Annotated in this window: 19 protein-coding genes; 7 read left to right on the plus strand and 12 right to left on the minus strand. The window is 61.3% G+C overall.

Going from position 1 to position 19,019, the window contains the following annotated elements; genetic code table 11:
- Positions 1–25: 25 nt before the first annotated feature.
- A complete protein-coding gene (locus tag CJ178_RS28200; protein ID WP_095888497.1) occupies positions 26–1,093 on the plus strand; it encodes a C40 family peptidase in 1,068 nt (355 codons plus the stop codon).
- Between the two features lie 61 nt (positions 1,094–1,154).
- On the opposite strand, the gene greA is transcribed toward CJ178_RS28200, so the two are convergent.
- Together greA and CJ178_RS28210 are read right to left on the minus strand one after the other, a co-directional pair.
- Positions 1,155–1,649: a transcription elongation factor GreA gene (greA, locus tag CJ178_RS28205; protein ID WP_033234619.1), complete on the minus strand. Its 495-nt coding sequence runs from the start codon at positions 1,647–1,649 to the stop codon at positions 1,155–1,157.
- 287 nt (positions 1,650–1,936) lie between these two features.
- The gene (locus CJ178_RS28210) at positions 1,937–2,362 is read right to left on the minus strand and encodes a DUF4307 domain-containing protein (RefSeq protein ID WP_033234528.1); all 426 of its coding nucleotides are present in this window, start codon (positions 2,360–2,362) and stop codon (positions 1,937–1,939) included.
- 184 nt (positions 2,363–2,546) lie between these two features.
- On the opposite strand from CJ178_RS28210, the gene mca reads away from it, so the two are divergent.
- The 3 genes from mca to CJ178_RS28225 are packed head-to-tail and all read left to right on the plus strand — an operon-like array spanning position 2,547 to position 5,765.
- Complete coding sequence (mca, locus tag CJ178_RS28215; protein WP_033234618.1) at positions 2,547–3,419, plus strand: mycothiol conjugate amidase Mca; 873 nt, start codon at positions 2,547–2,549, stop codon at positions 3,417–3,419.
- Between the two features lie 2 nt (positions 3,420–3,421).
- Positions 3,422–3,736: a hypothetical protein gene (locus CJ178_RS28220; protein WP_033234527.1), complete on the plus strand. Its 315-nt coding sequence runs from the start codon at positions 3,422–3,424 to the stop codon at positions 3,734–3,736.
- A 19-nt stretch (positions 3,737–3,755) separates the two neighbouring features.
- Positions 3,756–5,765, plus strand: coding sequence for a thioredoxin domain-containing protein (locus CJ178_RS28225; protein ID WP_095888498.1), 2,010 nt, complete (start codon positions 3,756–3,758; stop codon positions 5,763–5,765).
- A gap of 5 nt (positions 5,766–5,770) precedes the next feature.
- Here CJ178_RS28225 and CJ178_RS28230 read toward each other — a convergent pair whose 3' ends face one another.
- Complete coding sequence (locus CJ178_RS28230) at positions 5,771–7,279, minus strand: aldehyde dehydrogenase family protein (protein ID WP_095888499.1); 1,509 nt, start codon at positions 7,277–7,279, stop codon at positions 5,771–5,773.
- 127 nt (positions 7,280–7,406) lie between these two features.
- On the opposite strand from CJ178_RS28230, the gene CJ178_RS28235 reads away from it, so the two are divergent.
- Positions 7,407–8,549, plus strand: coding sequence for an acyl-CoA dehydrogenase family protein (locus tag CJ178_RS28235; RefSeq protein ID WP_095888500.1), 1,143 nt, complete (start codon positions 7,407–7,409; stop codon positions 8,547–8,549).
- A gap of 9 nt (positions 8,550–8,558) precedes the next feature.
- On the plus strand, positions 8,559–9,251 hold the full coding sequence (locus CJ178_RS28240; protein ID WP_033234523.1) for a GntR family transcriptional regulator: 693 nt from the start codon (positions 8,559–8,561) through the stop codon (positions 9,249–9,251).
- A gap of 16 nt (positions 9,252–9,267) precedes the next feature.
- Here CJ178_RS28240 and CJ178_RS28245 read toward each other — a convergent pair whose 3' ends face one another.
- The gene (locus CJ178_RS28245; RefSeq protein ID WP_052683598.1) at positions 9,268–9,888 is read right to left on the minus strand and encodes a TetR/AcrR family transcriptional regulator; all 621 of its coding nucleotides are present in this window, start codon (positions 9,886–9,888) and stop codon (positions 9,268–9,270) included.
- A gap of 147 nt (positions 9,889–10,035) precedes the next feature.
- Between CJ178_RS28245 and CJ178_RS28250 the strand changes: the two genes are divergently transcribed.
- On the plus strand, positions 10,036–10,818 hold the full coding sequence (locus CJ178_RS28250; RefSeq protein WP_045069871.1) for an oxygenase MpaB family protein: 783 nt from the start codon (positions 10,036–10,038) through the stop codon (positions 10,816–10,818).
- A 16-nt stretch (positions 10,819–10,834) separates the two neighbouring features.
- Here CJ178_RS28250 and CJ178_RS28255 read toward each other — a convergent pair whose 3' ends face one another.
- From CJ178_RS28255 to CJ178_RS28290, 8 genes are read right to left on the minus strand one after another with little or no spacing between them, the layout of a single operon-like run.
- Positions 10,835–11,740, minus strand: a complete 906-nt coding sequence (locus CJ178_RS28255) for an oxygenase MpaB family protein (protein WP_045069357.1) — start codon at positions 11,738–11,740, stop codon at positions 10,835–10,837.
- A gap of 8 nt (positions 11,741–11,748) precedes the next feature.
- Positions 11,749–12,306, minus strand: a complete 558-nt coding sequence (locus CJ178_RS28260) for a hypothetical protein (RefSeq protein WP_045069359.1) — start codon at positions 12,304–12,306, stop codon at positions 11,749–11,751.
- A complete protein-coding gene (locus tag CJ178_RS28265) occupies positions 12,293–13,513 on the minus strand; it encodes an MlaD family protein (protein ID WP_045069360.1) in 1,221 nt (406 codons plus the stop codon). Before CJ178_RS28265 ends, CJ178_RS28260 begins: the two co-directional genes overlap by 14 nt.
- On the minus strand, positions 13,510–14,577 hold the full coding sequence (locus tag CJ178_RS28270) for an MCE family protein (protein ID WP_257013487.1): 1,068 nt from the start codon (positions 14,575–14,577) through the stop codon (positions 13,510–13,512). The genes CJ178_RS28265 and CJ178_RS28270 overlap by 4 nt, the downstream gene beginning before the upstream one ends.
- A complete protein-coding gene (locus tag CJ178_RS28275; RefSeq protein WP_033234518.1) occupies positions 14,577–15,674 on the minus strand; it encodes an MCE family protein in 1,098 nt (365 codons plus the stop codon). The genes CJ178_RS28270 and CJ178_RS28275 overlap by 1 nt, the downstream gene beginning before the upstream one ends.
- Entirely contained in the window at positions 15,671–16,726 is a 1,056-nt protein-coding gene (locus tag CJ178_RS28280; protein WP_033234615.1) for an MCE family protein, read from the minus strand. Before CJ178_RS28280 ends, CJ178_RS28275 begins: the two co-directional genes overlap by 4 nt.
- Positions 16,726–17,769: an MCE family protein gene (locus tag CJ178_RS28285; RefSeq protein WP_033234517.1), complete on the minus strand. Its 1,044-nt coding sequence runs from the start codon at positions 17,767–17,769 to the stop codon at positions 16,726–16,728. The genes CJ178_RS28280 and CJ178_RS28285 overlap by 1 nt, the downstream gene beginning before the upstream one ends.
- Positions 17,766–19,016, minus strand: coding sequence for an MCE family protein (locus CJ178_RS28290; RefSeq protein WP_033234516.1), 1,251 nt, complete (start codon positions 19,014–19,016; stop codon positions 17,766–17,768). Before CJ178_RS28290 ends, CJ178_RS28285 begins: the two co-directional genes overlap by 4 nt.
- Between the last annotated feature and the right edge of the window lie 3 nt (positions 19,017–19,019).

Below are 19,019 nucleotides of genomic sequence, written 5' to 3' on the forward strand. Positions count from 1 at the left end.
ATCGATCAGTTACCGGAGGTTTTTGATGGCAGTGAGTGTCCTGGCGATCACTGTGTCGATCGGTACTGCACTGGGGGTGATAGGAGCAACACTGGGGACGCCCGCCGAGGCGAATGCAGCTCCCGCCGCGGAAATCTCACTCGCGGCCTGGGGCGGGCCGGTGCGAGCACAAGAGAATCCGGAAGGGCTTGTGCCCTCGGTGCCGTCCAATTTTCCCGGTGCTGCTCTGGCGCCGGTTGGCGCGGTCGCGGTATTTGCTCCGTGGGTCAAGAAAGCGGGCGCAATCTGCCCGGAGATCACGCCGGCGGTGGTGGCATCTCTGTATTCGACGCGCAGTGGCTTTCAATACGGCCCCGGCGCAGAAGTGTCGGACGAGGGTGGGCGCGGACCTGGCCGATTCACCACAGCAGCGTGGACGGCGTACGGCAAGGACGGCGACGGCGACGGCAAGATGGACATCTTCGGTGTCGCAGACCCCGTAATGACGTCCGGCTACCGACTGTGTGAACTGGTGAAGCAGGCCCAGGCGTGGCAGCAATCAGGGGAGGTCCAGGGCGATACCGTCGAACTGGCGCTGGCAGCCTACGACGTCGGGCCCGAGGCAGTGCGGGCAGCGCACGGCGTTCCGCAGGATCAGACTGCGGCACCCTTCGTCGCGCAGGTCACGTCCTTGCAGGATTCCTTTGCCCTGATGCTTGCGCCGTTCAATTACAACAATCTTGCGGCCGCGGTGGGCGGTGTAGTCCAAGCCGGACTGAAATTCCTCGGACTGCCGTACGTGTGGGGCGGAGGAAACATCAACGGTCCGTCGATGGGCGGGTTCGACTGCTCGGGACTGACGTCGTACGCCATCCACGCCGCAACCGGGATCACTTTGCCACGCACGTCGGAAACCCAATGGGGTGTCGGCGTCGAGATTCCCCTCGATCAAGCGCAACCAGGTGATCTGCTGTTCGGAAACTGGCAGGCAGGCGGCCCCGGACACGTCGCGATCTACGTCGGAAACGGGCAGATGCTGCACGCGCCGACCTTCGGCGACGTAGTGAAAGTCGGTCCGATCTTCGCCGGTATGAAGGCGCGACGAGTGATCTAGGCAAGAAAAAACGTCGCCCGGACGAGTATGTCCGGGCGACGTTTGTTTCGTGTGTAACCGATCAGCTGTGGTACGGCTCCGCGCTAACGAGGGTGACCTTCATGGTGCCGCCGTTAGGCAGGTTGTACTCGCGAGTCTCGCCTTCCTTGGCCTCGAGAAGTGCGCTACCCAGCGGAGAGTTGGGGGAGTACACCTCGAGCTTGGCGTCACGCGCGCCCTCTTCGCGGGTTGCGATCAGGAAGGTCTCGGTGTCGCTCTCGTCGCCGTCGTAGTACACCTTCACTACCGAACCCGGGAGTGCAACACCGGACTGAGTGGGTGCTTCGCCGACCTTTGCGCTGTTGAGCAGATCCTGAAGCTGGCGGATACGAGCTTCCTGCTGCCCCTGATCCTCACGTGCAGCGTGGTAGCCGCCGTTCTCCTTCAGATCGCCCTCTTCGCGACGCTCGTTGATCTCGGCGGCGATGATGGGGCGGTACGCGATGAGCTGGTCGAGTTCCTTCTTGAGCCTGTCATGTGATTCCTGCGTAAGCCAGGTCACCTGGGTCTCGGTCATCTCGATCACTCCCTAGTAGTCGGAGCCGGGGGCTCCCTCGACAGATCACTGCGACAGCAATGAACTCACCGCAACAGCACTGAACTCACTGCAACAGCAATAAACAACGGCTCGAACGCGCCTGGGCTAGGCGTGATCTTGCCGTCAGCGCTGCGCTCGACGCCAACCTGGCCGTCAATGCAGCAATACACGGTTCCACCCGGAACCGTGTACCAAGCAATTCTATCACGCAGGACTACCCGCCCTGTCGGAACTCAAACGTCGGACAGGGCGGGTAGTAGGCGCAGTCAGTTTTTGGTCAGATACTCCGGGACGTCGAGGCTGCATCCGAAGACGTCGGCCATGCCTGGTGGGAGGGACGTTTTGATCTCGGTGTTGAACTCCAAGGTCTGGTACGTCGTAGCGGGAACGTAAACCTCGCGTCGACCGGTTTCGGATCCGCCCTTGGAGCGGGCGCGAACGATGCACACAGCTTCCTGGCTCGGATCGTCACGCGTGACGGTGAACCGGATCTTCATGGTCGAGTCGTCGGCGATGTCGTACGAGATCGTTTCGGTCGTGATCTCTTTCACCGAGAATTTGGTGTATCCGACGTAGGCGATACCGGTGCCCACAACGATGACGAGGGCGGTCAGAGCCCACACGATCCACTTCTTGGAACCGCCCGTGCGAGTCGCGCTCGGGTACCGATCTTGGGGAAGCGTATTACTCATCACTCTGCTCTCGAAGACTCGAGTTCGTGTTCTACGCAACCGCGGACTGGGGTCATGGCTGCATCAGGAACTCTCGGGTGGAACTATAGAGGACGCGCCCACTGGCGCTGCCGGTAGGTTTGACGGCAAGAGTTCGGAGCAGACGCCGGTAACGGCTACAGGTGAAGTTGAGGTGAACGAACACGTGAGCGGATTCCGGCTCATGGCCGTCCATGCCCATCCCGACGACGAGTCGAGCAAGGGTGCGGCCACCACCGCCCGTTATGCAGCCGAAGGCCATGAAGTGATGGTCCTGACGCTCACCGGGGGTGAACGTGGCGACATTCTCAACCCGGCCATGGATGTCCCCGGCGTCCGCGACCGCATCAGCGAGGTGCGCCAGGAAGAAATGGCGGAAGCTGCGCGGATTCTGGGCGTCAAGCACCGCTGGCTGGGCTTCGTCGACTCGGGCCTGCCCGAGGGTGATCCGTTGCCGCCGCTTCCGGAGGGCTGCTTTGCGCTGGTGCCGCTCGAGGAATCGACGCGCGCACTCGTCAAGGTGTTCCGCGAATTCCGTCCGCACGTCATCACGACGTACGACGAGAACGGTGGATACCCGCACCCCGACCACATTCGGTGCCACGAGGTGTCGATGGCTGCGTACGAAGCGGCTGCCGACCCGGAATATCATCCCGAGGACGGCGAACCGTGGGAGATCAAGAAGGTCTATTACTCGCACGGCTTCATCCGTAAGCGTCTCGAACTTTTCCAAGAGGAGTACGAGCGCCGCGGCGAGCCGTTCCCCATGGCGGATTGGCTCAAGAAGTGGAAGACCGAGCGCGGTGACATGATGGTCCGGGTCACCACCCAGATCGCCTGCGGCGATTACTTCCCCCAGCGCGACGACGCTTTGCGTGCGCATGCGACGCAGATCGACCCCAACGGTTCGTTCTTTGCGGTGCCGCTCGATATTCAGCAGAAGATCTGGCCCACAGAAGAATTCGAACTCGCGAAGACGCGGGTTTCTACGTCCATCCCGGAAACCGACCTGTTCGCAGGTCTTGAAGAGGACGTCTGAAAGTGAATGCACTATCCGCCGAATTGGTAATCGGCACAACACAATTGCTTGCACAGAGCCCGAGTAACCCCTCCGGCCCCGAGTTCGGCAAGTCGTCGCCGGTCGGACTGGTTGTCGTCTTGGCATTGTTCATCGGTGTGATCCTGTTGGTCGTGTCGATGAACCGTCAGCTCAAGAAGTTGCCGGAAACTTTCGAACCCGAACACCCGGAAGCCGATCAGCAGTTGGATGAAGGAACGGATCGTGGTGCGATCGCCACCCCGGAAACGGATGCCGGCGACGCATCAGCCGAGAAGACTCCCAAGCACGATTCCTGACGCGAGCGAGGTAGGGCACATGGACCCACGGATGAAGAACAATCTGGGTGGGTCCACCAGTCCCTACCTTCGTCAGCACGCCGACAATCCGGTCCACTGGCAGCAGTGGGGGCCGGAGGCCATGGAGTGGGCACGCGAACGTAACGTGCCGATTCTGTTGTCGATCGGATACTCGGCGTGCCACTGGTGCCACGTGATGGCCCACGAATCGTTCGAGAACGACGACATCGCGGCGATCATGAACGACAACTTCGTCTGCGTGAAGGTGGACCGCGAAGAGCGGCCTGACATCGACGCCGTCTACATGAATGCCACGGTCGCGATGACCGGTCAGGGTGGCTGGCCGATGACGTGTTTCCTGACTCCTGACGGTTCGCCGTTCTACTGCGGCACGTACTACCCGCCGGCGCCGCGCGGTGGAATGCCTTCGTTCATACAGCTTCTCGAAGCGATTGCCGAGACATTTGCCAACCGTCGCGGCGAGGTCGACGATGCTGCGTCGTCGATCGTGACGGAGTTGGCGCGCGCGTCGGGTGGAATCCCGTACAGCGGTGCGCCGATCGATGCCGCGCTCCTCGACGCAGCGGGCCAGGCAGTATTGGCGGATGAGGACCTGCCCCGCGGCGGTTTCGGCGGCGCCCCGAAGTTTCCGCCGTCCGCGTTGCTCGAAGGACTGCTGCGGCAGTTCGAGCGGACCGGTTCGAACAATATTCTCGGTGGACTGCAGCGCACTGGTGAAGCCATGGCGCGCGGCGGTATCTACGACCAGTTGGGCGGCGGTTTCTCCCGTTACTCCGTCGACGCGGAGTGGGTGGTTCCGCATTTCGAGAAGATGCTCTACGACAATGCGTTGCTGCTCCGGTTCTACGCGCACTGGGCACGTCGGACGGGTTCCGAGTTGGCGGCCCGCATCACGGAGGAAACCGCAGGATTTATTCTCGGCGATCTGCGAACCGAAAACGGCTGCTTCGCTTCGGCTCTGGACGCGGACACCAACGGCGTCGAAGGATCGACCTATGTGTGGACGCCCAGCCAGCTGATCGATGCGCTCGGCGAGGACGACGGACGGTGGGCGGCAGAGTTGTTCCGCGTCACCGCCGACGGAACCTTCGAAGATGGTGCATCGGTGTTGCAGTTGCTCAGCGATCCCGACGATTGGTCGCGCTGGCAGAAGGTTTCCGACGCACTGCGCGCAGTGCGAAAAGACCGTCCGCAGCCTGGCCGAGACGACAAAGTCGTGACCGCATGGAACGGGCTCAGCATCACCGCCTTGACGGAAGCCGGGCTTGCACTGAATCGACCCGAATGGATTGACGCTGCACGGGTGTGCGCGCACACCCTTCTCGGCCTGCATCTCGTTGACGGCAGATTGCGCCGCGCATCTCTCGGTGGCGTTGTCGGTGAGCCCGCCGGGGTCCTCGAGGACTACGCAGCCCTGGCCACCGGACTCCTCGCGCTGTACCAGGCAACCGGGGAATCGGAGTGGCTCGACACCGCGCGGCAGTTGCTCGACCTCACTCTCGATCATTTTGCCGACCCAGCCGAGCCCGGAAGTTGGTTCGACACAGCAGATTTTGCCGAAAGCTTGGTGACCCGACCCCGCGATCCGATGGACGGCGCAACACCGTCGGGAGCGTCAACTGTCACGGAGGCGCTGTTGACGGCGGCTGCGCTCACCGAGCCCGAGCGCGCCTCTCGCTATGCCCAAGCCGTATCCGACTCCCTTGCACGCGCATCGTTGCCGCTCGAGCGTGCTCCGCGCTCGGCCGGGCATTGGCTTGCGGTGGCGGAAGCGTCGCTGCGCGGGCCGATCCAGGTAGCTGTTGTGGGTGACGGTGATCTGCTGGACGCGGCCCGTCGCCTCGCCCCCGGCGGCGCCGTGATCGTCGCAGGTGAGCCGGATTCCTCACCGCTGCTGGCAGATCGGCCTCTGGTCGACGGCGCTCAAGCGGCCTACGTCTGCCGAGGCTTCGTCTGTGACCGCCCGGTCACAGACGAAGCAGGCTTGGCGCTTGCGCTGGCGCACTGACCTGGTCAGGACTTGGCGTGCCGCTTTGCCAACATCCAGCGCGAGATCTTCATGTCGCGCGCCTTCCGCTCGATGGTCAGTAGATCCAGTGGTGCGCTGAACTTCTGAACTGCCATCGATTTGACGCTGCTGAACTCGCGCAGTCCGTCTGCCCCGTGGATGCGGCCGAATCCGGAATCACCGACACCGCCGAACGGGAGGGCGGCGATTCCGGCAAATCCGAGAACCGAATTGACGGTGACCACACCACATTCGAGTTTCTCGGCAATTGCCCGCCCCTTCGATGTGCTCTTCGTGAACACCGACGCGCCCAATCCGTACTTCGACGCGTTGGCGCGCTCGATGCCTTCGTTCATGTCGGCAACCTTGTTCACCACGACGCTCGGTCCGAACGTTTCCTCGGTGACCGCGGTGGAATCTTCCGGTACGTCGGTCAGGACGATCGGGTCGATGAACGGGCCACGGAAGGACTCGAGGCCGCCGAGAACAGCTTTGGCTCCTCGGCCGAGCGCGTCTTCGATCTGACCTCGCACGATCGCCGTCTGCTTGCCCAGCGTCATGGGGCCGTAGGTCGAACCGGCGCGGGCATCGCGCAGCGCCGCAGTGAGTTTCGACAGGAAGGCGTCGTAGACCGGGGCGGCGACGTAGATGCGCTCGACACCGGCGCAGGTTTGTCCGGCGTTGCCGACCGCACCGAATGCCGCGAAGGCTACGGCGGCATCAAGGTTGGCGTCGGAATCCACCAGCATGGCGTCCTTGCCGCCGCACTCGGCAACCAGGGGAGTCAGGGTATCGGCGCAGGCAGCCATGACGCGTTTTGCGGTGGCCGTCGAGCCGGTGAACGCAATCTTGTTCACCCCGGACGAACACAGCAGTGCGCCGGTCTTGCCGTCGCCGGTAATGGTTTGGAGGACAGGATGTCCGGGTGCTGCGAGGTTCCACAGGCGGGCCAGTTCGACGCCGACGCCTGGTGAGAGTTCGCTTGGCTTGAAGACGACGGCGTTGCCGGCGGCCAGTGCGTACCCGATCGATCCCATCGGTGTGTACAGCGGATAGTTCCACGGACCGATTACACCGACGACGCCCATCGGCCGATAGCCGACGGAGGCGGATTGGTTGGCGCTGATCAGGCCTGCACCGACGCGTCTGCGGCGCAACACCTTCTGTGCGTTGCGGGCGGCCCAGTCGAGATGTTCGACTGCCAACATCACTTCGAGTAGCGCGTCGTCGCTCGGCTTTCCGGTTTCCGTGGAGATGATCGACGCCATCGAATCCGCGTGGGAGGCAATGGCAGCCCGGAAGTCACCGAGGACTTTCTTTCGCCCTGCAAAACCGAGTTGATCCCACCACGCCGCTGCGGTGTGTGCTGCGGCCACGGCCTTGTCGACCGCCTGCTGATCGGCGACGGGGTACTGCGCGATCACGGTGTCATCGCGAGGGTCGAGGCTCGCGAAGGTGGGATCGCCTGACGTCGGATCTGTGGACGTGCTGTGTCGGCCGAGCTGTTCGGTCATATTTCTCAGATCCTCCAGGAGTCGACGCATCACATATATGTGATGTGATTTACTGTGCTGGTAGTCACAGTATGCGTCGGACGGAGGTCCGACAAGCCTCCAGCCATTTCTCACCCGGGAGTTTTCGATGCACATGGATTTCACGCAGGAGCAGTCTGATTTTGCCAAGTCGGTGGCCGCGTTCTGCAAGAAGGAAAGCGGTACGCGCGAGCAGCGAGACCTGCTGACCGATCACGGAGCGCACAACCACAATCAGGCGTACTACGAGAAAATGGCGGAACTGGGATGGCTTGGACTGACTGTGCCGGAGGAGTACGGCGGATCGGCCGGCAGCACGGTTGACCTGTGCATCTTCCTCGAGGAAGCGGCCAAGGGGATGGCGCCGATCGGCGGACTCGGCCCGACGGTCATCACGGGGGCGGCGTACGAGAAGTTCGGCAGTCCGGCGCAGAAGGAAGCGGTACTCGGCGGCATCGTCCGAGGGGCTTCGCAGTCGATCTCGATGTCGGAACCCGAGGCGGGCTCGGACGTCGGTAACTTGAGTTGCCGTGCCGAGAAGGTCGACGGCGGATGGCTGATCAACGGACAGAAGACGTGGTGCTCCAATGCGCACTTCGCCGAGAACATCCTGCTCGTCGCGCGTACGTCGAGAGGTGAGGGCAAGCACGAGGGCCTGACGATGTTCCACGTTCCGGCAGATATTTCCGGCCTGAAGATCAGCGGAATCGACACGATGGGCGGCAAGGAGGTCAACGACCTCTACTTCACCGACGTCCTGCTGCCTGACGACGCTGTGGTCGGCGAGGTCGGCAACGGCTGGCGTCAACTCATGGCGGGGCTCAATATCGAACGGCTCATCCTGGCGGCGATGATGCTCGGAACGGCGCAGCGGGCTTTCGATGACACCCTCGAATTCATCACCACCCGTAAGCAATTCGGGCGTCCTGTCGGTTCGTTCCAGGCGCTTCGGCACCGCGTCGCGGATCTGGCTACGGAGATCGAATGCGGCCGACTGCTGGTCTACAGCGTCGCCAGGATGGTCGACGCCAATCCGATGAAGATGTTCCCGCGCGAGGCGTCGATGGCAAAACTGAAGCTCACCGAAACCGCCAAGAAGGTTGCGCTCGAGGGCATGCAGATGATGGGCGGGTACGGTTACGCCACGGAATTCGACATGGAGCATCATGTGCGAAAGACTCTGGTGTCTTCCATTTATGGTGGTACCAACGAGATTCAGCGAGACATCATCGGCAAAACGTACGGACTGTGAGGATCGGTTGTGGCAACGTCTGCACGCACTCGGAGGGTGACGTCTGAGCTGAGGAGACGGCCACAGCTGTCCGAGGATGTGGCGAACCATGTTCGCAACCTCATCATGTCCGGGGAGGTTCGTCCGGGCGAGTTCGTTCGCCTCGACGAAACCGCAGCCGACCTCGGGGTCAGCGTCACGCCAGTTCGGGAGGCTCTGGTCGCGTTGCGCGGCGAGGGGATGGTCGAGTTGGTTCCCCACCGTGGCTATCTGGTATCGCCGCTCAGTCGCCAGGACATCGAAGACATCTTCTGGTTGCAGGGGCAGATTGCGGTCAAATTGGCGTTGCGGGCCGCTGACAAGATCACCGCTGACCAGCTTGCAGAGTTGGTCGAGCTCAATGCCGATTTACGGGCAGCGGTCGACGCGTCGGATGCGGCTGCGATCGAGCAGTGCGAATTCCAATTTCACCGCCTGATCAATCTTGCTGCGGGCGGGGCAAAATTGGCGTGGTTCCTGTTCGGTGCAATCCGCTACACCCCGGCGCGGCTGTACGCGACCGACGCGGGCTGGGGTGAGCTTGCGGTGTCGAGCCACGACAAGTTGATCGAGGCGTTCGAGAAACGAGACCTCGAGCAAGTGGACGCGCAGATGCGAGTTCAGTTCTCCGACGGTGCCGCTCGTCTGCTCGCCCACCTCGACAACATCGGCCTCTGGGACTGAGCTTCGAGTAGGGCCCTCAGGACGGCGGCATTGCCGGAGCGAGCAGGATCGCCGCACATTCGGCAACCAGTTCGTCTTCCGTGACGTCGATGTATCCGTCGAGCCATGCGCTCAGCGTTTGAGCGAGGCCGCCGACCAGGAAGGTTGCCGTCAGCGTCAGCTGGCCGCTGTCGCCGAGTCGGTAGAAGCTCTTGGCGTTGGCGGCGAGGAGACCGATGAATATCGTGGTCGACGCCCGGCGTTTCTCGACGAGGAGCGGGCTTGTGAGCGCGCTCGAGAAGAGTAGTCGCCCGCGCCTTGGGTCGCGGGCAACGGTGCGGACGATGTTGGCTATGGCCGCCACTGCCTTGTCTCGTTCGGCGTCGGCCGCGTCCACTGCTGCCTGGGTGGAGACGGCGATATCCGTGATGACCGTGTCGTACACCGCGGAGATCAGGGCGTCGCGGTCGGTGAAGCTCTCGTAGAAGTACCGGGCAGCTACACCAGCCTGTTTGCACACCCCACGCACTGTCAGTTCGGGTTCGGCTGATCCCATCAGTTCGAGCCCGGCTTCGATCAGCGTCTCGCGGCGCGCAGCGACGCGGAGGGCGCCGTCGACGCCACCGTACAAACGCGGTTGGTCATTCATGTAGACCATCTTGGCATCTCGAAGCTATTGACATCGTGAGGTTTCAGCGCTTCACTCATCTGAGAACACGCGTTCGCAGATATCCGACTCGAAGGGGTTAATGCCGTGACGGTGAGTAGAGATTCGATCGACATCGATGCTGAGGTCGAGAAGGCGATGTCCGGGTTGGGACTGTTGGCCGCCGGCGCAAACGTAATCATGCAACTTGCGCGCCCCGCGGTGGGTTACGGCGTGTACGAGAGCAAGGTCGAGACCGGCAGGTTGGACCGTCATCCGGTCAAGCGCACTCGCACAACGCTGACCTACCTGGCGGTGGCAAGCCTCGCCACCGAGGACGAGAAGAAGCAGTACCGGCGCGCAGTCAACGGAGCACACAAGTATGTCCGTTCGGACGAGAACAGTGCCGTCGAGTACAACGCGTTCGATCCCGAACTCCAGTTGTGGGTTGCTGCCTGCCTGTACCGCGGCTTCGAGGACGTCTACAAGGCACTGTACGGAGACCTCGACCCCGCAACCCAGGACGCCTTCTATCAGCGTAGTTCAAGTTTCGGCACCACCCTCCAGATGCGCCGCGACATGTGGCCGGTGGATCGAGACGCATTCGAGGTCTACTGGAACGAGAACCTGAACAAGGTCAGCATCGACGACACGATCCGTGAGCACCTGTACGGGATCGCGTCGGCTACTTTCACCCCGAAGTTGTTGCATCCCTTGGTCGGACCGCTCAATCGCTTTCTCGCGACGGGATTCCTGCCGCAATCCTTCCGGGACGAAATGCGCCTCCCGTGGTCCGAACGGAGGCAGCGCGGATTCGACCGATCGATGCGCGTCGCGGCGGCAGTCAATCGAGTTACCCCGAAGGTCATTCGCATGTTCCCGTACAACTTCTACCTGTGGGATGTGCGTCGCCGGATAGCCAAGGGGATTCCGTTGGTCTGACGGGACAGTCCACAGTTCAGACGAGGTTCTTGCTTCGCTTGATCCGGCGACGGAGGTCGCGCATCTGAATGGTGTTGCCTGCCTGCCGGATCGATCGAGGTATGAATCTGTTGACGAAGGACACGAAGATGAAGAGATGTTCGAAGCGTCGACGGTCGTCCTCGGTCCACTCGAGTCCGAGTTGGTCACGGTAGATCGGGGGAAGAAACCCGATTGTCAGAAATCGCAGCAGGTTTCGAAACACCAGGCGCAGTGGCCAGGCAATCATGCGTAAGTCGATCAGATCGTTGAGATACCGGCTGGTGCGTTCGTCGATGATCACACGTTCACAGCCGAGGTTCCAGTACCGTTCGAAATCCGCGCGCGTGGCCGGCCACATCTCTTCGGTAACCTGCAGAGTGGTTCCCAGAGTAGAGGCGGATTGGTAGAACGACTCCGCCTGTTCTTCGGACATCACACCGTGCAGCAACTGGTGACTGTCTTCGAATCCGATGAACAGGCAAGCCGCGACCCATAATTGGAGTTCACGGTTGAAGGCGTTGTACTTGACCGGGCTGTTTGCATCTGACCGTACGTGCCGGTGCACCGAGTTGACTGCTTCGCGGTACGCCAGACGCTCTTCCTCGTTACCCAGAATCGCGACAGTCAGATATTGCGTGGTGGTCCGCGCGCGTTTCCACGGATGTGCCGTCAGAGCACCTGACTCGACCTTGCTTTCCATGACGCCGTACGCCACTTCCGGCCAGCCGAGTTGCAGGACGACGTTGGCGGCGGCGCCGGCAAACGACCAGAAGTCGAGCGCATCGGTGATGTGAGCAGGTTTCCTGGCCCACCGCCGGCGCAGGCCGGTGATGGTGATTCGCGTCTGATCGGTTCGAAGTGACGACTCGGTCTGTTCGGAATCCAGGTAATGAGTGGGCATCGACCCTCCTATTTCGTCTCTACATTGCTGACGAGCCACTGGTCGTTCGATCGGACCATCGAGATGACCATCCGATACTTCTGCGCATTCCCTTGCGGCGCAGCAACATTTTTGGCTTCCTGATCGACGAACACCAGAACTGTTGCCGATGAACTGTCCATGGACTCGATACCTACGTGTGCCGCCGTAGCGGTTGCCTGCCCCTGCCCGCCGGCGACGACATCGCGCAGCGAATCGACCATGGTTCGGTAAGTGCCGGCAAACTCGTCGGTCGACATGGAGGCAATCGAGTCCTTGTTCGCGTCCAGATCCTGGTAATCGAAGGAAGACATGATGACCGAGTATTCGCGGGCAGTGTCGAGAGCTTCCTGGCGCAGAGTGTTGTCCTGGCTTTCCGAATACATCTGAAATCCCCACGCCGCCACTGCTGCGACCAGTGCCAGCGCCAATACGGCAGTCAGGGCGGTGCGCGGCGTCTTCAGGCGTCGCAGCAACGACGGACGGTCCGGCTGGTCACCCGATTCCTGCTCGGTCGTTTCCATCAGTGTGCTTTCAGCGGGTGCCATTTCCCAGTCCTTCCAACATCGATCTCCAATAGTTCAGTGCGTCTACGCCGGTCGGAATGAGAATGGGATCATCGACAACCGGCGGGCCGATCGGCGTGCCGGGGATGGTGGCATTCTGCAACCCGAGATCGTTCGGTCGCGGAGCATTTCGCGCTCCGCGTTGGACCAGATCATCGGCCGGTGGGCAGTACATCGCGAGGTTCGGGCTGGTGGGGGAGAGATCACCGACTTCGCGCCTGGGAGTGTCGTAGTTGCATACCGGTCCTTGTGTGGCGACCAGCGCAAAATCGGCGCGATCACCCTTCACGATCGAAGCCAGATCCGCGAGGCCTCGAGGGATCGTGACCAATCCCGTTTCCAGGGCATCCGTGCGGTCGGAGATGATCGGAGCAACTGTCACGAGATTGGCCAAGACGGCTCCAAAAGTGTTGTGGTACTGGTCGAACAACTGTTGTGCACTGCTCAACGCTGCCGGTGAATGATCGGTGAGGTAGATCAGTACCGGCGCGTTGGAATCGAGTTGCTCGGTGAAGTTCTTGGCAGCCGACATCCCGCGGACAAACGAATCCGATTGTGTTGACATGGAATCAACCAAGGTCGAGGTGCGTGAGAGCAGCGCCGCGAGTTCCGCGGACTGATCGTTCAACTGTGCGGACAGCGTCCCACCGTTCTCGATCATCGTGGACAGACTTGGGCCGAGTCCGTTGAACGAGTTTCCCAATTCGGTTCCGATGTCGCTGATCGCCTGCGGATCGAGACCCTCGAGCACATCCGACGCCTGAAGCATCAACTGGCTCATCTGAACCGGCTGTTGATCCGCCGGCATCGCGATCTCGTCGCCGTCCTGAAGGTAAGGTCCCTGATCGGTGTTGGGATAGATGTCCACGTTCTGAATTCCGGCGGCAGTTCCCATCGTCACTTTGGCAACACTGTCGGCGGGTATCTCGGCGTTTTCGTTGAGCGAGAGCTCTACGCGAGCGGAACGGGTACTCGAGTCGAGAGCAACCTCGCTGACCTTTCCCACCTGCACCCCGCGGTACGTGACCACCGTTCCCGCGGTCAGGCCGAAAGCGTCGGACATGGTGGCGTGAAGCCGGATGTGATCTCCGAAACCTTGTGGACCGACGACGTAGACGATGCCGAACGGAATGACGACGGCAGCGGTGAGCGCAAACAAGACAAGTTGCACGAGCGCAAGACGTTTCATCGTCGGCCTCCCTGCAGAAGATCGGTCAGAGTTCCGGGCGCCGCGATAGCTGCTGCGCCGCCGGCCATCCCACCGGTCCAGAGTTTGTCGATCGTGCCGGGAATGTCGAGGGCGCCGTCGAACATCAGGTAGTCGCCGCGCACCGCATAGGTGAAACTTTCGAGCATTCCGTTCATATTTGCCAGTGTCTGGCCCATCTCGGAGTTGAACGAATCGAGAGTCCCGACAACGGTCGACGCATCCTTGAGCATGCTGTCGAACCCGCCCGGAGAGGAGTCGAGAATCGTGTTCGCGTTGACGGCGAGTTGAACCGTCGAGTTCAACAGGCTGGAAATCTGATCCTTCTGACCGACAAGAATCGACACCACCTGAGGGACGGAATCCAAATAGTTGTCGATGATCTCGCGTTGTCCGGCGAGCTGCGAGGAGACCCGAGCGGCGAGATCGACGGCCTCGTTGAACTCGTCCTGATGACTACTGGCTTCCGCCATGAGGGAGGTGAGAGTATCGGTCAGGGAGCGCACCTCACCGGACCGGCCGGAGAACGCAGTGTTGAGTTCTCTCACGACGGTATCGAGTTGGTCGATGCCGCTCCCGGTGAGAACTGTCCCGAGTGTCGCGAGTGCACTTTCCACCTGCGGGCCGATCTCGGTGCGGGACTCCGGAATGGTGTCACCGTCGCTCAACACCGAACTCGATGGTACTTCCGGCAGAAGTAGTCGAATGAACGGATTACCCAGCGCTGAGGGAAGTTCGACGGATGCTTCGACATTGTCCGGCAACTGAGTCGCAGTGTCCAGACTCAGACTCACCCGGGCTCCGACCACGTCTGCGGACAGTGCGGATACCCGTCCGATCACCTTCTGACCACTGCGGACGTCGGCTCCCAGAACAAGACCGTCAGCGCCCGCCAACTGCACTGCCACGGTGTACGCATCACCGTCTGCCGAGCGGCCCAACGGAAGATCCTGGATACCGGCGCTGCAACCGCCGAACGCAAAGACCACCGCGCAACCAACACCTACTGCCGCGACTGCGGTGACTATCCGAACAGACTGCCGCATCAGTTGCCACCTCCCGAGGCCACGCCGCCGGATACCGCAGACGCGATTCCGAGCGGATCGGACTCACTGAGCGGGAAGGAAATGGGGTTGGTGAAGCCGGCGCCGGTGCAGATCGGCAGCTTGTACGTCTCGCACAACGGTTGCGCCACAGCAAATTGCGTCAGTGCTGTCGAGACATTGAGTCGAATACGTCCACGCTGATCGGGGCCGATGGTGCCGGACAGGTTTGCCATCATCAACGGCACAAGGTCCATGAATTCGGCGAGACCCGGTTGTTTTGCCGCCAGTACGTCGCCGAGGACCGCAACGTTGCCGGCGATGGCACCGACGTCGTCGCCGTGAGTGGTCATGAAGCGCTCCAGCTGATCGAACACTACCTGTAAATCCTGAAGTGGTTGGGAGATGTCCATGTTCTGGCTCGACCACTGATCACCCAATTGGCCCAAGTCGCCGACCAGTTCGTCGAGACTGACCTGCCGGGCGTCGAGAGCGGCCATCAAGGTGCTGAGGTTGTCGACGAGTGCGCCGATGTCTTCGGACCGAGCACCGACTACTCCCGTTGCCGTACTGAGGTTTCGGATTGCGGTGTTGAATTGATCGCCCTGGCCCGCCCACCCGGCCGCACCGCGACTGACAAGATCCCCGAGATTGCCGCCGTCGCCGGCAAATGCTTCGGCCAAGGTGCTGACGCTTCCCATCAAACCGTCGAAATCGATTGGGGAATGTGCGCGTTCGACGGGAATCTGATCGCCGTCTTCCAAAGTGTCTCCGCCGGTGTACGCCGGTCCGAGTTCGATGTGGCGATCACTGATCACCGAAGGATTGAGAACATACGCCGACGCATCTGCCGGAAGTTCCACGGAGGTCGGCATGGACATCGCCACCCGAACCGATGTTCCGCGGGGCTCGACCGACGTGACTGTCCCGACGCCGACACCGAGAACTGTGACCTTGCTTCCCTCGTAGATCCCCCCGACGTAACTGAAATCGGCGTAGACGGTCGTCGACTGATCGGTTCGTCCGAAGATGTACCAGCCTGGCAGCGCGATCGCGAGGGTCACGACGAGCAGGGCAGTGACAGCTTTTCGTGGATTCACTTGCAGCCCTCCATGATGCCGAGCGCGCAGAGCAGATTATCCGGGATCACGGCTGCCGGTGCATTGACGTCGGTCCAGTCGCCCGTGCCGGTGGCGTCGGTGACCGAGCGCAGTGCAGACGGAAGACGTGTCATCAGCAGGTCGATCTGATCAGCATTGTTCTTCAGCGTTGTGGTGACGGCGACCAGGTTGTCTGTCAGTGCTCCGAATTCGCCCTCGTGCGCGGTGAACGTAGTGGAAAGCTTCGAGATGATGATCGTCAGGTTGTCGACGAGTTGAGTGAGGGCGTCCTTGCGCATGGCAAGTGTGCGCACGATGGTCTGAGCGTTTGCGGCCGTGTTCACTATCGAATCAGTCTGCGCCACAGCCATGTCCGACAGCTCTCGCGACATCGTCAGGATTTGGTCGATCTGCTCGCCGTTCTGTGCGAAGGCTGCGGAGGCACCACTGATTCCGGCCAGCGCTCGGCCGACCTGATCGGAGTCGGTCGGAATCACCTGCGAGAGAGTGTCCATCATCGACTCCATCGCTTGCAGATCTACGCCGGTTGCCGCGTGGGTTGCGTCGGCGCTGACGTCGTCGAGGCTGTACGGCACCGTTGTTCGCGAGAGCGGGATGACGCGTCCGTCGTTGTCGTCCACAACACCGGCAGGCACCACTTCGAGGTAACGCTTACCCAGGACGGTCTTGAGTCGGACGGTGGCGGTGCTCTGGTTGCCCAACGGTTGATCCTTGTCCAGGCGGAAGCTGACGATCACGTGGTCTCCGGCAAGTTCGATGGAATCCACCCGTCCGGCGGGAACTCCGGCTACGTACACCGGGTCGGTGTCGGAAAGTCCACTGGCATTGGCAAATTCAGCTGTGTATGCCGACGTTCGAACGTTGTACCAGAGTTTCGGAATACCCAGCGCGGCAGCCAGTCCGACCACCAGAACAAAGATCCCGAGGCTGCCCAACGCCAAAGCCGTTCCGCTGCCGCTCTGGCGACGGTCCCCTTTGAACAGAAAGAGCATGATGCCGACAAAAACGTCGATCAGCTTGACCAGAAACATCATGAGCACACCGGCGAATGTGTTGCGCCGAAGATATTGGCTTCCACGTCCCCTGCCTTCAGTGTGAAATTGCACAGATAAAGATTGATGAAACTTCCGTAGCTGCCGATCCTGTTTGCGGCATCGGCAAACTGGGGGAGGTTCGCGACAAGTCGATTGAATTCGTCGGTGCTCGCAATCCAACCGGCGGTAACATTTTCGAGTTGTGCAACCGTCGTGCCGAAAGATCCGTTCGATCCGGTCATCAGCTGAGCCAACGACGAGACGGTGCGGTTTCCCTGATCCAGAAGTGTGGCAAGTTGGTCGTTCTGTTCGACAACCGAGGTACTGAGACCGTTCAAACCGTCAAGGAGGCTGACCATTTCGGGTTGGCGATCGTCGACGGAGGTGAGGAGTGTGTTCATGTTCGTCAACAGTTGCGCAAAAACATCTTGGCGGTCGACGAGACCTGATGTCATGACGGCGATCTGGTCGAGAAGCGCGGAGATCGCGCCACCTTGCCCGTTGAACGTTTCGACAAAACTCCGAGTGAGTGTGTTGACCTGCTCGGGTTGTAATGCGGCAAACAGTGGTTTGAAGCCGTTCATCAACGCGGTCAGGTTGATCGGGGGCGTTGTCTGCGTCAGCGGAACAGTCCCACCAGGTTCCAGCGTTCTCGCTGACACCGATGCTGGTCCCGAGTGCGCATCGTCATTGTGAGTCAGTGCGAGGTAGCGGGCGCCCAACATGTCGCCGTAGCGGACGGTAGCCCGAACGTCGGACGCGAGAGAATACTGCGATTCGATCTCCACGTCGACGATCGCTTTGCTTGTGCCACCACCGTTGTCGGCAAACGCGACCGAGTCCACCCTGCCGATCCGGACACCCGACATGGTCACCGGATTACCGGGATTCAAGCCCTCCACGTCCGTGAACTCGAACGAATAGGAAGCGGTGTCCCCACGAACCGGTACCGACAGCGTGTTTGCCACGAACGACGCGCACGCGAGCCCGGTGATACAGAACAGTGACAAGCGAACTACCTGAGCGGTCCGAATTTTCACGGAATACTCACCTCGTTTCCCCGGACCAACGGCCCCAACATGAGAGTTGTTGCGGGGTTGGGAGCGGTGGCATCGCCGGCCGTGTTGTCGAGTGGCGTGTTGTCGAGTGGCGGGTTGCCGAGCAGCTGATCCTCGAGAAAGAGAAGCGCTGAGGCTTCGTCAGCGCCACCGGTAACCGGAATCAGAGTGGTGCCCGAACTCAGATTGGTACCCGAACACTGCGCGCCGCGCTCATCCACGTACTGAGGGCAATCCTCGCCTGTGTACGGAAGCGGATCGGCAAACGTGGGAACTGCTGTGATGTTGAATTTTCCGGTGGAGAATACCCGCGCACCGGCGGCGCCGAAAGCGCCGGCATTGGCCAGAGTGGAGCGTAGGCCTTCGGGGTTGGCTGCTGTTGTTGCGAGTATCTTTCCGGTGGAGTCGATGACGGTGATGATGTTGCCGGTGTTCTCGGCGACAAAGTTGTCGAGCGTCGCGGCGAAGACCGCGGCCGCACTCATCGACCTCTCGAGGTTTTCCTGGTTGGCGACCATGCTGTTGGAGACTGACGTGGCCGCTGCAAGGGTGTCGAGTATGTCGGGAGTTGCGCGGTCCAATGCGTCGACAACCGACGTGAATTCCGGTGTCGAATCGAGGAATTGGTGTGCCGCCGGTGTCAGCACTGCCGAGGCGGCGCTGAGATTGTCGATAGTGGCACCGATTTCGGCGCCGTTCCCGTCCAAGGCCTGACCCAGCGCGGTCAGAGCGGTGTGCATTTTCTCGGGGCGCATCGCGGTGAGTACCGACACCAGTTCGGTGTACACGTCGTAGAGTGCGACGGCTTCGGGACCGGTGTCCATGGGGATGGTGTCGCCCTGCGACAGCGTTGTCTGACTCTGGGCATTCGGATTGTCGACAAGCTGCATGTAGATGTCGCCGAAAAATGTCCGGGGTACTACCCGTGCCACGACGTCTGCCGGGATCTTCGACGCTTCACCGGTATCGATCTGCAGCTGCACCACCGATTCTGTAGTACCCGAATCGATGTCGCCGATGCGGCCGATATTGACCCCGTGGTATCGAACCGGGGCCTCGCCACTGATCAACCCGGCGTCGGCAGGAACCGCGACGTACACATCGGTGCTGCGTTCGAGATTGCCCGAGCCGCGCAACACCATGGCGACGGCGGCGACGACGGCTACCGCTATAGCCACCGCGCCGCGCAGTGCGTAGGCCATCTTGGTGCGCGTAGTAAGTCTGTCCACGGC

The sequence above is a fragment of the Rhodococcus sp. ACPA4 genome (genome assembly GCF_002300185.1).
In the GTDB taxonomy this organism is placed as follows: domain Bacteria; phylum Actinomycetota; class Actinomycetes; order Mycobacteriales; family Mycobacteriaceae; genus Rhodococcus_F; species Rhodococcus_F globerula.